Source organism: Nocardioides sp. Root140 (assembly GCF_001426745.1).
GTDB lineage: Bacteria > Actinomycetota > Actinomycetes > Propionibacteriales > Nocardioidaceae > Nocardioides.
In genome coordinates this window covers 177,545-189,583 of record NZ_LMFI01000016.1, presented here as the reverse complement: position 1 = coordinate 189,583, position 12,039 = coordinate 177,545, and the positions used below count along the sequence as shown (strand labels likewise).

At 69.5% G+C, this 12,039-nt stretch carries 10 protein-coding genes; 3 read left to right on the top strand and 7 right to left on the bottom strand.

Annotated features, from left to right (window positions below; genetic code table 11):
- Window positions 1–31: 31 nt before the first annotated feature.
- Entirely contained in the window at window positions 32–1,273 is a 1,242-nt protein-coding gene (locus tag ASD30_RS24915) for a sulfotransferase family protein (protein ID WP_056688737.1), read from the bottom strand.
- Window positions 1,274–1,365: 92 nt separating this feature from the next.
- Between ASD30_RS24915 and ASD30_RS24910 the strand changes: the two genes are divergently transcribed.
- Complete coding sequence (locus ASD30_RS24910; protein ID WP_442938277.1) at window positions 1,366–1,761, top strand: histone-like nucleoid-structuring protein Lsr2; 396 nt, start codon at window positions 1,366–1,368, stop codon at window positions 1,759–1,761.
- A 190-nt stretch (window positions 1,762–1,951) separates the two neighbouring features.
- Window positions 1,952–4,537 (top strand): ATP-dependent Clp protease ATP-binding subunit, encoded by a 2,586-nt coding sequence (locus ASD30_RS24905; protein WP_056688731.1) that lies wholly within the window; start codon window positions 1,952–1,954, stop codon window positions 4,535–4,537.
- 79 nt (window positions 4,538–4,616) lie between these two features.
- On the opposite strand, the gene ASD30_RS24900 is transcribed toward ASD30_RS24905, so the two are convergent.
- Entirely contained in the window at window positions 4,617–5,483 is an 867-nt protein-coding gene (locus ASD30_RS24900; protein WP_056688727.1) for an A/G-specific adenine glycosylase, read from the bottom strand.
- A gap of 79 nt (window positions 5,484–5,562) precedes the next feature.
- On the opposite strand from ASD30_RS24900, the gene ASD30_RS24895 reads away from it, so the two are divergent.
- Window positions 5,563–6,339: a hypothetical protein gene (locus ASD30_RS24895; RefSeq protein WP_056688725.1), complete on the top strand. Its 777-nt coding sequence runs from the start codon at window positions 5,563–5,565 to the stop codon at window positions 6,337–6,339.
- 151 nt (window positions 6,340–6,490) lie between these two features.
- Here the strand turns inward: ASD30_RS24895 and disA are convergent, their stop codons facing one another.
- The 5 genes from disA to ASD30_RS24870 all read right to left on the bottom strand — a co-directional run bounded on the left by disA (window position 6,491) and on the right by ASD30_RS24870 (window position 11,978).
- The gene (disA, locus tag ASD30_RS24890; protein ID WP_056688722.1) at window positions 6,491–7,570 is read right to left on the bottom strand and encodes a DNA integrity scanning diadenylate cyclase DisA; all 1,080 of its coding nucleotides are present in this window, start codon (window positions 7,568–7,570) and stop codon (window positions 6,491–6,493) included.
- Window positions 7,571–7,653: 83 nt separating this feature from the next.
- Window positions 7,654–9,063: a DNA repair protein RadA gene (gene radA, locus ASD30_RS24885; protein ID WP_056688719.1), complete on the bottom strand. Its 1,410-nt coding sequence runs from the start codon at window positions 9,061–9,063 to the stop codon at window positions 7,654–7,656.
- Window positions 9,064–9,111: 48 nt separating this feature from the next.
- Window positions 9,112–10,176, bottom strand: coding sequence for a 3-deoxy-7-phosphoheptulonate synthase (locus ASD30_RS24880; protein WP_156388546.1), 1,065 nt, complete (start codon window positions 10,174–10,176; stop codon window positions 9,112–9,114).
- A 246-nt stretch (window positions 10,177–10,422) separates the two neighbouring features.
- Window positions 10,423–11,121, bottom strand: a complete 699-nt coding sequence (locus tag ASD30_RS24875; protein WP_056688714.1) for a class I SAM-dependent methyltransferase — start codon at window positions 11,119–11,121, stop codon at window positions 10,423–10,425.
- 218 nt (window positions 11,122–11,339) lie between these two features.
- Window positions 11,340–11,978, bottom strand: a complete 639-nt coding sequence (locus tag ASD30_RS24870) for a VOC family protein (RefSeq protein ID WP_056688968.1) — start codon at window positions 11,976–11,978, stop codon at window positions 11,340–11,342.
- Between the last annotated feature and the right edge of the window lie 61 nt (window positions 11,979–12,039).

Here is a 12,039-nt window from a genome sequence, read left to right as displayed (position 1 = left end):
CGTGACGCGGGGCCGATCCCAACCGCTGGCCTCAGGCCTTGCGCCGGACGCGCGGGTCGAGGCGACGGCGGAGGCCGGCCCTGACCCGCGCGTTCAGGACCTTCATCAGCTCACGCGTGCTCATGTCTTCGACCTGGCGCTTCTTGCGACCGTGCTTGCGGGGCTTGCGAGCGAGCTGGGCCTCCCGGAGAGCCTCCTCCCGGCCGTGGGCATCGGCCTGTTCCATGCCCTTGAGGGCCGAGGTGATGGCGCCGGAGATTCCCTGGACCGCGATGGAGATGGGGATCTGGTCGAACTCCGGAGTCTCGCCGGTGGCCGGGAGCCGACGCAGGTTCTCGAGGTCGCCACTGACGGCGACGCCGGATGCCCTGAGGCGTTCGATGATGCAGTCTGCTTCGACCCGGGCCTGCTCGACAGCCCAGGGAGGCAGTGCGCTCTTGGGTTCATCCGAGTCGGGCCGGCGCTCCTTGAGGATGCGGGCCACCATCCCGTAGCGGATCATCAGCGAGAACTGGGTCCAGGTCAGCCGGTCGCGGTTCTCCTCGATGACCTGCCGCAACAGTTCGGCTTCCGGGGCGGTCAACCCTCGGTTGCTGAAAGCGGGAGTGCGGGTCGAGAGGAACTGGGGCGGAAGGTCGAGGAGCTGTTCGAAAGTGGCGGGCAGCAGTGCCCGGTCCGCCTCGTCGATCACCACGACCCGAATTCGGTCGACGGGGAGAACCTCGCTCCAGCGCTCGACCAGGGTCGCGGTGTCGGCCCACGACCAGAAGCCTCGCGACACCACCGCAGGGCTCTGCCGCTTGAACCCCTTGTCCAGCCACGCGGACAGGTGCCCGGCCTTGCCGTCCCTCAGAACCTGTTGCCAGGTCGACAAAGCGATCGAACCGGGATTCCGGGCGGCGATGAGGACGTGGAGTCTCTCGGGGTCGAGATCTGCGACCGCGCGGGAGATCTCCGCGGGCTCGGACTGCGCGAAGAACTCGCTGCTGACCACCACCCGCCCGGGCGTGTTCCTGACCTTGCGGGCGAAGTTCTCCCATTGCTTCTCGCTCGGGACTTCTTCGGTGTCGTTGGTCCAGCCCGCCGGGTGCTGACGAAGGGCGCGAGCATGGCCGTGGTGGGCACCATGGCGTCCCGGATAGGTCACTGCGTGCTCCAGAAGGTCCTCGCGCGCGGCGGCAAGGATGCCCTGGATCGCGGTGGTGCCGGTCTTGTGCGGGCCGATGTGCAGCAGGACGGCGTCTTCGGGGAGCGGCGGAGTGGGCTGGGACATGCGCTCAAACTACCCGGGGGCCCGGACCGTCACGGAATCCAGTGGGGCGAGGCGCCCGGAATGCAGATCCGCAGAATTGTGAAGAATGCGCGATGGCATTTTCGACGACAATTCCTTCGTGCCATGATGCCTTCGATCGAATTTCAATTCACGAGAAAGAGGAATTCATGGCGCAGAAGGTCAACATCATCCTTGTCGATGACATCGACGACAGCGAAGCCTCTGAAACGCTCACTTTCGGCCTCGACGGCGTGAACTACGAGATCGACCTCAATGAAGCGCACGCACAGCAATTGCGCGAAGCCCTCGCGACGTACGTCGGCCACGGTCGCCGGATCTCCGGTCGCCGCAAGTCCGGCAGCACCGTCGCCGCGTCCGGCACGAGCGCCGCCGAGGTGCGGGCCTGGGCCCGCGACAACGGGTACGACGTTCCCGAGCGCGGCCGCATCCCGTCCGACGTCCGCGCCGCCTACGACGCCGCCAACTGACCTGGTGGCCCCTCGACCCGTCGTGATCTCACTCTGAAGGACCTGCTCACGCCGGGTCGAGCGGCATCCTGTTCGCTGAGAGCGGATTACTCGTTGGTCGGGAACACGTAGGGTGGAGCCAGACGTTGGTACCAATGTCCGCGCCCCTCCCGTCCCGGGGTGCTGGTACCTGAGTTTGAGGAGTGCGTACATGTTCGAGCGGTTCACAGACCGAGCCCGTCGGGTGGTCGTGCTTGCCCAGGAAGAGGCACGCATGCTCTCCCACAACTACATCGGGACCGAGCACATCCTGCTCGGCCTCATCCACGAGGGTGAGGGCGTCGCCGCAAAGGCGCTCGAGAGCCTCGACATCTCGCTGGAGGCCGTGCGCGCACAGGTCGAGGAGATCATCGGCCAGGGCCAGCAGGCCCCCAGTGGGCACATCCCCTTCACGCCGCGCGCCAAGAAGGTGCTCGAGCTGTCGTTGCGCGAGGCGCTGCAGCTCGGCCACTCCTACATCGGCACCGAGCACATCCTGCTCGGCCTGATCCGTGAGGGCGAGGGCGTCGCCGCCCAGGTGCTGCAGAAGCTCGGCGCCGACCTCAACCGGGTCCGGCAGCAGGTCATCCAGCTGCTCTCCGGCTTCCAGGGCAAGGAGAGCGCGGCCGCTGGCGCGCCGTCCGGAAGCGGATCCGAGGCACCGTCGTCCTCGCTGGTCCTCGATCAGTTCGGTCGCAACCTGACCCAGCAGGCCCGCGAGGGCAAGCTCGACCCAGTCGTGGGTCGCGAGCAGGAGATCGAGCGCGTCATGCAGATCCTGTCGCGCCGCACGAAGAACAACCCCGTCCTGATCGGTGAGCCCGGCGTCGGCAAGACCACGATCGTCGAGGGCCTCGCCCAGGACATCGTCAAGGGCAACGTGCCCGAGACGCTCAAGGACAAGCACATCTACACCCTCGACCTGGGTGCCTTGGTGGCCGGTTCGCGCTACCGCGGTGACTTCGAGGAGCGCCTCAAGAAGGTGCTCAAGGAGATCCGCACCCGCGGCGACATCGTGCTGTTCATCGACGAGATCCACACCCTCGTCGGTGCCGGTGCGGCCGAGGGCGCCATCGACGCGGCCTCGATCCTGAAGCCGATGCTGGCCCGTGGCGAGCTGCAGACGATCGGTGCGACCACCCTCGACGAGTACCGCAAGTACCTCGAGAAGGACGCCGCCCTCGAGCGCCGCTTCCAGCCGATCCAGGTCAACGAGCCGTCGATCGCTCACACGATCGAGATGCTCAAGGGCCTGCGCGACCGCTACGAGGCGCACCACCGGGTGACCATCACCGACGAGGCGTTGGTCTCCGCGGCCACGCTCGCCGACCGCTACATCTCCGACCGGTTCCTCCCGGACAAGGCCATCGACCTGATCGACGAGGCCGGTTCCCGGTTGCGCATCCGCCGGATGACCGCCCCGCCGGACCTGCGCAAGTTCGACGAGCAGATCGCCGAGGTGCGCCAGCGCAAGGAAGGCGCCATCGACGGCCAGGACTTCGAGGCCGCTGCCGCCCTCCGCGACGAGGAGAAGCAGCTCATCCTGAAGAAGGCCGACCGCGAGAAGCAGTGGCGCGCCGGTGACATGGACGTCGTCGCCGAGGTCGACGAGGAGCTCATCGCCGAGGTCCTCGCCGTCGCCACCGGCATCCCGATCGTGAAGCTCTCCGAGGAGGAGTCGACCCGACTGCTCAAGATGGAGGACGAGCTGCACAAGCGCGTCATCGGCCAGGAAGAGGCCGTCAAGGCTCTCTCCCGGGCGATCCGCCGTACCCGTGCCGGCCTGAAGGACCCGAAGCGTCCCGGTGGCTCGTTCATCTTCGCCGGTCCGTCCGGTGTCGGTAAGACGTGGCTGTCCAAGACGCTGGCCGAGTTCCTGTTCGGCGACGAGGACGCGCTGATCCAGCTCGACATGTCGGAGTTCTCCGAGAAGCACACGGTCTCGCGACTGTTCGGTTCGCCTCCCGGCTACGTCGGCTACGAAGAGGGTGGCCAGCTCACCGAGAAGGTGCGCCGCAAGCCGTTCTCCGTGGTGCTCTTCGACGAGGTCGAGAAGGCCCACCCCGACATCTTCAACTCGCTGTTGCAGATCCTCGAGGAAGGTCGCCTGACCGACTCGCAGGGCCGGGTGGTCGACTTCAAGAACACCGTCATCATCATGACCACCAACCTCGGCACCCGCGACATCTCGAAGGGGGTGAGCCTGGGCTTCGGCAACGCGTCCGACACCCAGGGCACCTACGACAAGATGAAGGCGAAGGTCACCGAGGAGCTCAAGCAGCACTTCCGGCCCGAGTTCCTCAACCGTGTCGACGAGATCGTGGTCTTCCCGCCGCTGTCGCAGGAGCAGATCGTCTCGATGGTCGACAACATGGTGGCCTCGGTCGAGCTGCGCATGAAGGACCGCGACATGTCCCTCGAGCTCACCCAGAACGCGAAGAACCTGCTCGCCGAGCGTGGCTTCGACCCGGTGCTGGGTGCGCGACCGTTGCGCCGCACGATCCAGCGCGAGATCGAGGACGTCCTCGCCGAGAAGATGTTGTTCGGCGAGGTCGGCCCCGGCCAGATCGTGCTGGTCGACGTCGAGGGCGAAGGCCCCACGGCCACGTTCACGTTCAAGGGCCAGAAGGTGGGCGCGCTGCCCGACAGCCTGCCGCTGGAGCCGGTCGACGTGGTCTCCGGCGACGTGCTCAGCGAGACCCCCGAGGGTCCCGACGACACCGAGGGCCCGGTCGACGTGCCCCGCGCCGAGGACTGAGCTCTCACCGACAGTCCCCAACGTCTGGCGCCCTCACTGAGGGAAGGCAGGAGCCGGACGTTGGGGACTGTCGTGCATTTCAGGGGAGGGCGAAGTGGTCGGGCTCGACCCTGACCAGCAGTCCGTCGGCGACCAGGCTGGCCAGCGCCCGGTCGCGTTGCGGCTCGTCGCTCCACACCGCGTCGAGCCGGTGCCGGGGTACGGCGCCCTCGCTGTCACGCACCACGCCCAGCAGCCGGCCCCGCACCTGGCGGTCGGTGCCCGCATAGGTCTGCGTCCGTCGCGCCGGTCCGTCGTACGCCGGGCGCCCCGCGGCCACCCACGCGCAGCGGTCGCTGACCGGACAACGACCGCAGGCCGGGTTGCTCGCCGTACAGACCAGGGCGCCGAGCTCCATCGTGGCGACCGCCCAGGTGGCGGCCGTGGGGGCGTCGTCGGGCAGCAGTGACGTGGCCAGGTCGCGCTCCGCCTTCGTGACCGAGGGAGCGGGGAACTCGACACCGCTGGCCGCCCGGGCCAGCACGCGACGCACGTTCGTGTCGAGCACGACGTGCCGCTGGCCGTGGGCGAACGACGCGATAGCGGCGGCGGTGTAGTCGCCGACACCGGGCAGTGCCAGCAGGTCGTCGTGCGCGGTGGGGACCTCGCCGTCGTGCAGGTCGCGGATCGCCGTGGCCGCGGCGTGCAGCCGCAGGGCGCGACGCGGATAGCCGAGCCGGCCCCAGGCGCGCACTGCCTCGCCGGCGTCGTCGTCGGCCAGGTCGGAGGGTGTCGGCCACCGCTGCATCCACGCCTCGTGCATCGGCAGCACCCGCGCCACCGGCGTCTGCTGCAGCATGAACTCCGAGACCATCACCGACCAGGCGCTGGCGCCGTTGCCACGCCACGGCAGCTCGCGCGCGTGCTCGTCGTACCACTCCAGCAGTGGGTCATGGAGGTCGCTCACGGGCGCATGTTACGTCTCCGGGGCGCGGCGTCGAGTGTTGCTCCCCGGATCGGGGGATCCCGCTGGATACCGTGGGCCCATGAGTGGTGCCACCCGGCCGCGCGGCCCGTTGCCCGCCCGCGTCTACTGGGTGCGGCGCGCCCTGGTGCTCGGCACCGCGTTCCTGCTGATCTTCGGATTCGCGCGTCTGCTCGGCTCGGGCAACGACGGCGACGGAGGCTCCGACGCGTCCGGGACGCCGGTCGCGGAGCAGGCCGCGGGCGACCCGACGGACCAGTCCTCCGCCGGCACGACCCCCACGACGACCGCGAAGCCGAAGAAGACCCGCACACCGCTGCCGCAGCCCGACGGCCCCTGCTCACCCGACGACATCACCGTCGAGCCCGACCTCGACCGGGTCGCGGCCGACGGCAGCATCGAGATCCCGTTCCTGCTCTCCGGAACCGACGAGGCCTGCACCTTCCAGGTCTCCAACTCCACGATGGTCATCAAGATCACCTCGGGCAGCGACCTGATCTGGACCAGCCAGGAGTGCGCCAAGGTGCCCAGCGAGGACGTCGTCGTCCGCTCGGCCACCTCCACCAGGATCGTGCTGGTCTGGAACGGTCGTCGCTCCGACGACGACTGCAGCCGTACGGCGAAGTGGGCCACCGCCGGCTGGTACCACGTCGAGGCCGCGGCGCTCGGTGGCGAGCCGACCTCCGACAAGTTCGAGCTGGTCAACCCGAAGCCGAAGACGGTCTACAAGACCGAGAAGCCGAAGCCGAAGCCGAAGAAGAAGACGTCGGACAAGACGTCCGAGAAGCCTTCGTCGTCGGCCTCGTCATCGCCATCAGGTGCGGTTGAGCCCAACTAGGGTTCGTTTCTGAGCCAGCACCCGCGGTCCAGGTCTGCTTGCACCTCACCAGGTCTCGACACGCGGGTCACGCCTTCGTTCCTCAGGCCTGCCGCTCGCTCGACCACCATCGTCTGATCCGCTGACGCGTCTCAGACCCGCTGCCGCCTGCTTACACGTATCGCTCGAGGATGCTGGACTCGGCGAGGCGGGAGAGGCCCTCACGCACGCTGCGGGCCCGGAGCTCGCCGACACCCTCGACGGCCTGCAGGTCGTCGATGCCCGCGGAGAGCAGCTTCTGCAGGGTGCCGAAGTGCTCGACCAGGCGGTCGACCACGGCGGGTGGGAGCCGCGGCACCTTGGCCAGCAGCCGGAAGCCGCGCGGTGCGACCGCGCCGTCGAGGTGCTCGCTGGCGCTCAGGCCGAGCGCCTTCGCGACCGACGCCGGGTCGACCAGCTCGGTCGGGGAGAGGGTCTCGAGACGGCCGAGGACGTCTTCGGGGCTCTTGGCCCGGCGTCCGGTCGGCAGGTAGTCACGGATCACCAGCTCGCGCTCGGTGTCGACGCCGGTGATCAGCTCCTCGAGCTGCAGGGAGAGCAGCCGGCCGTCGGTGCCCAGCTCGAGCACGTAGTCCTCGATCTCGCGGGCGATGCGGGTGACCATCTCGAGCCGCTGGGCCACGACCGCCACGTCGCGCACGGTGACGAGGTCCTCGATCTCGAGCGCCGACAGCGTGCTGGAGACCTCGTCGAGGCGGAGCTTGTAGCGCTCGAGGGTGGCCAGCGCCTGGTTCGCGCGGGACAGGATCTGCGCGGAGTCCTCGAGGACGTGCCGGGTCTCGCCGACGTACGCCGCGATGATCTGCATCGACTGCGACACCGAGATGACCGGGAACCCCGTCTGCCGGGCGGCCCGGTCGGCGGTGCGGTGCCGGGTGCCGGTCTCCTCGCTGTGGATCGTGTGGTCGGGCATGAGGTGCACGGCGGCGCGGTGGATGCGGGTCAGGTCGGAGTCGACGATGATCGCGCCGTCCATCTTGGCCAGCTCACGGAGACCGGTCGCGGTGAACGGAACGTCGAGGGTGAACCCGCCGGTGGCGATCGACTCGACGGTCTTGTCGTAGCCGATCAGGATCAGGGCGCCGGTGCGGCCGCGCAGGATTCGCTCGAGTCCGTCGCGCAGGGCTGTGCCCGGTGCGATCGACGCGAGGGTGGCGCGCAGGCGCAGGCTGTCCTCGGAGCGTTCGATCATGGCCAGGTGTCCCCGTTCGTGGTTCCGGTCGAATTGCCGTCAGTCTAGGGGAACCCGACACACGCTCGGCATCGACGCGGCGCTCAGTTCACGGGGTCGACCGGCCCGCGGAAGCCCAGGAGCTGGAGCACGGCGCCGATGTCGGGCACGTCGATGACCTCCATGCCGTCGAGGATGCGCGCCTGTGCCTTGCGCTGGGTGCCGCCGCCGGTGCGGTCACTCGGGACGATGGCGTACTTGAAGCCGAGCCGGGCGGCCTCGGCCAGCCGCTGGGGCAGGTCGCGGACGCGGCGCAGCTCGCCGGCCAGCCCCAGCTCGCCCATGGCCACGATGCCCTGCGGTGCCGGGCGGCCGTACGTCGCAGAGGCGAGGCTGATCGCGATGGCCAGGTCGGTGGCCGGCTCGGTCAGCTTGGCGCCGCCGACCGTGGACCCGAAGACGTCCTGCTGGTGGAGCCGGAGGTTGCCGTGCTTCTGGAGGACGGCGAGCACCATAGCGACGCGCGACGAGTCGAGCCCCGACGTCGTGCGCCGCGGCTTGTCGGACGGCGAGGGCGTGACCAGTGACTGCACCTCGGCCAGCATCGGCCGGCGGCCCTCCATGCTGACCGCGACGCAGGTCCCGGCGACCTGCTGGTTGTGGTGCTCGACGAAGAGCCCGCTCGGGTCGGTGACCGCGGTGATGCCACCGGCGGAGAGGTCGAAGCAGCCGACCTCGTCGACCGGGCCGAAGCGGTTCTTCATCGCCCGGAGCATGCGGAAGCGGGAGTTGCGGTCGCCCTCGAAGTGGAGCACGACGTCGACCACGTGCTCGAGGACCCGCGGGCCGGCGATGGTGCCGTCCTTGGTGACGTGACCGACCAGCACTGTGGTGATGTTGCGGGTCTTGGCCACCCGGATCAGCGCCGCGGCGACCTCCTTGACCTGGCTGACCCCGCCCGGCACGCCGTCGACGTCGGAGGCGGCGATGGTCTGCACCGAGTCGATCACCAGCAGCTCGGGACGGACGTCCTCGATGTGGGTGAGCAGGGCGCCGAGGTCGGTCTCGGCGGCGAGGTAGAGCTCGTCGTGCACGGCGTCGGTGCGGTCGGCACGCAGCCGCACCTGGGAGGCCGACTCCTCACCGGTGATGTAGAGCGTGCGGCGCCGACCCTGCGCCGTACGGGCGGCGACCTCGAGGAGGAGCGTCGACTTGCCGACGCCGGGTTCACCGGCGAGCAGGATCGCGGCGCCCGGGACCAGCCCGCCGCCGAGCACCCGGTCGAGCTCGGCCACGCCACTGCTGCGGGTGGTGGACTCCTCGACCGACACCTTGCCGATCGGGACGGCTGCGGTGGTCACCGGTGACGCCTTGGTGGCGCGAACCGGGCCGGCGCCCACCTCGTTGACCGAGCCCCACGCCTGGCACTCGCCGCAACGACCGACCCACTTGCCGGTCTCCCAACCGCACTCGCTGCAGCGGTACGTCGAACGGGCTGCCTTCTTGGTGCTCATGGCTCACAACCTAGGCGACGGCACCGACACACGGTTCGAGCAGCCGGATCAGCCGGCAGCGCCGGCCAGTCGGTCGAGCACGTCGACGGTGGTGTCCCAGCCGAGGCAGGCGTCGGTCACGCTCTGCCCGCGGGTCAATGCGGCCGGCCCGACGGTGACGTCGAGCTTCTGGGCCCCTTCGACGAGGAACGACTCGAGCATCACCCCGGCGATCGGGGATCCTCCGGCGACCTGATCGGCGAGCTCGGCGGCGACCTCGGCCTGACGCACGTGCGACTTGCCGCTGTTGGCGTGGCTGGCGTCGACGATCAGCCGCGGGTTCAGACCCGCTTCGGCCAGTCGGGCGCTCGCCGCAGCCACGTGGGTGGCGGAGTAGTTGGGTCCGTCGGCCCCGCCGCGCAGGATCAGGTGCGCGTCGGCGTTCCCCTCGGTGGCGACCAGGGCGGCCCGCCCGCGGTCGTCGATGCCCAGGAACGCCTGCGGTACGCCGGACGCGGCGCACGCGTCCAACGCCACCTGCAGGCCCCCGTCGGTCCCGTTCTTGAAGCCGACCGGCATCGAGAGGCCCGAGACGAGCTGGCGGTGGATCTGGCTCTCGGTGGTGCGCGCACCGATCGCGCCCCAGCTGATCAGGTCGGAGAGGTACTGCGGACTGATCGGCTCGAGGAACTCGGTGCCCGTGGGCAGCCCGAGGTCCGTGACGGCGGCGAGGAACTGGCGCGCCGAGCGCAGGCCGGTGGCGATGTCGTGGCTGCCGTCCAGGTGCGGGTCGTTGACCAGGCCCTTCCAGCCGACCGTGGTGCGAGGCTTCTCGAAGTAGGTCCGCATCACGACCAGGAGGCGGTCCGCGTGCCGCGTGGCCTGCTCGGCCAGGCGTGCGGCGTACTCGAGGCCGGCGTCGGTGTCGTGGATCGAGCACGGGCCGACGATGACCAGCAGTCGGTCGTCGACGCCGTCGAGGATCGCGCGGATCTCGTCGCGGCCGCGGGCAACCACGTCGGCGCGTGCGGAGGTCAGCGGGATCTCGTCGGTGATCTCGCGGGGCTCGGGCAGTGCCTCGAAGCGGCGGACCCGCAGGTCCGAGGTGGCGGCACTGGCCTTGATGGTTTCCATGGTGTTCCCGTCCGGTGAGGCGGACCCGGTCAGAGCCCGCCGATGAAATGACGAAAGGGCAGAGATTGCTCTCCGCCCTGTGGCTCTGGTGGGTGTTGGTGCGCGTCAGTTAAGTCGCGGGCCCCTCCAGAGCCAACGCAAAATACGCATACCAACGGGTGTTCATGCCCTGCAGCCTACGACACGTGGTCAACCACGGCCGCGCGGTGGTCGCATCGTGGGCGGCCGCTGCTCGGTGAGGCGGCTTCAGAAGCCGCGGATCCAGAGGTTCACCGCGTAGTCGACCTCGAACCCGTCGTACGTCGAAAGCACGTGCGCGGCGGTCGCAGCGTCGAACTCGATGCGGACGACGGCCTCGAAGTCGGTGCGGTTCGCGAACGACCAGCGGATGTCGAGGGGCTGGCGGGTCCAGCCGCGCTGCGACCAGAACCGCTCGACCGCATCGGGGTCGATCATCGGGTAGCCGCGCCGGAACCAGCCGCCGAACGTGGAACGCGAGGCGTCGTTGTCGATCACGAACGCGGTGCCACCGCGACGCATCACCCGGTCGAGTTCCGCCAACCCCGGCTCGCATCCGGGGCCGAAGAAGTAGGCCCACCTGGCCTGCATCACGTCGACCGACGCGTCGGGGAGCGGGATCTCCTGGGCCGTGCCCTGACGGACCTGCGTGTTGCCCAGTCGGCGGACGCGCCGCCGGGCCATCGAGACCAGGTCGGGGTGCGGCTCCACACCGATGACCTCGCGTGCGGTCTCGGCCCACCGGGCGAGGTGGAAGCCGGTGCCGCAGCCCAGGTCGAGGAACGTGCGCCCGGACCAGTCCGTGGTCGCGCGCATGGCCGACTCGATCACGCCGTCGGGGTCCGCGGCGTGGTTCTCGATCTCGTAGGTCTCCGGGTGGTGCCAGATGTTTGGGCTGGGCACCGCGCCCTGGCTGGGCCTGGTCATCGGCCTGCAGGTCCTGGTCTCGGACTGCGGGCCCTGGTCTCGGACCGCTCTCGGCCTGCGGGTCCTAGTCTCGGACTGCGGGCCCTGGTCTCGGACCGCTCTCGGCCTGCGGGTCCTGGTCTCGACGCGCTCGCGTGACTTCGTTCCTCAGTCACGTCGCTTGCTCGACCTGGTCGGCCCCACGCCCGGCGCTCGTTCCTCGCGTCGGGCTGGCCGACTCAGATCCGGACGAGGCCGTTGGGGGTCTGGAACTGGGCGGCGATCACGCCGGGGGTGCCGTGCGGGGCGACCCATTCGACCTTGACGTCCTCGAGCGGAGCCTCGACGGTCTCGCCGAGCCACTCGCTCACGCGGTGCGGGTCGCCGGCGATCTCCAGGCAGGCAAGGGAGAAGTCGGCATTCGCGCCGTTGCTCGGGTGGTCCTCGGCAGGCGAGAGCCACTGCACGAAGAACGGCAGCTGCGGGTCGGAGATCAGGCCGTTGATGCCGATCTGCTTCCACGACAGGGCCTTGCCGTCGGGGCGGTGCCGCGAGCCGTCGACGGCGGCGCGACCGAGGCGCTGCTCGACAGGTGCGATGTCGTCGACTGCGACGACCCAGCCGAGCCAGCCACCGCCGAGGGCGGAGCGGGCACGGACGGCCTGGCCGAACGGAGCCTTGTCGGAGGCCGGGTGGTCGAGGACCTCCACGATCTCCAGGTAGGTGTTCTCAGCGAGCGGGAGGATGCGGTTCCGGGTGCCGAAGCGGGGGTGGATACCGCCATCGGTGAACTCCTTGCCGAGCAGTTCCCCGAGCCGCTGAGCTGTGGCGGCGAGACCGTCGGGTCCGGCCGCGAAAGAGAGATGGTCCAGGCGCATGCCCAGCATTCTGGTCTCTCGATGATCCGTACGTCACATCGGGGGTGCTGTCTCTTGACGT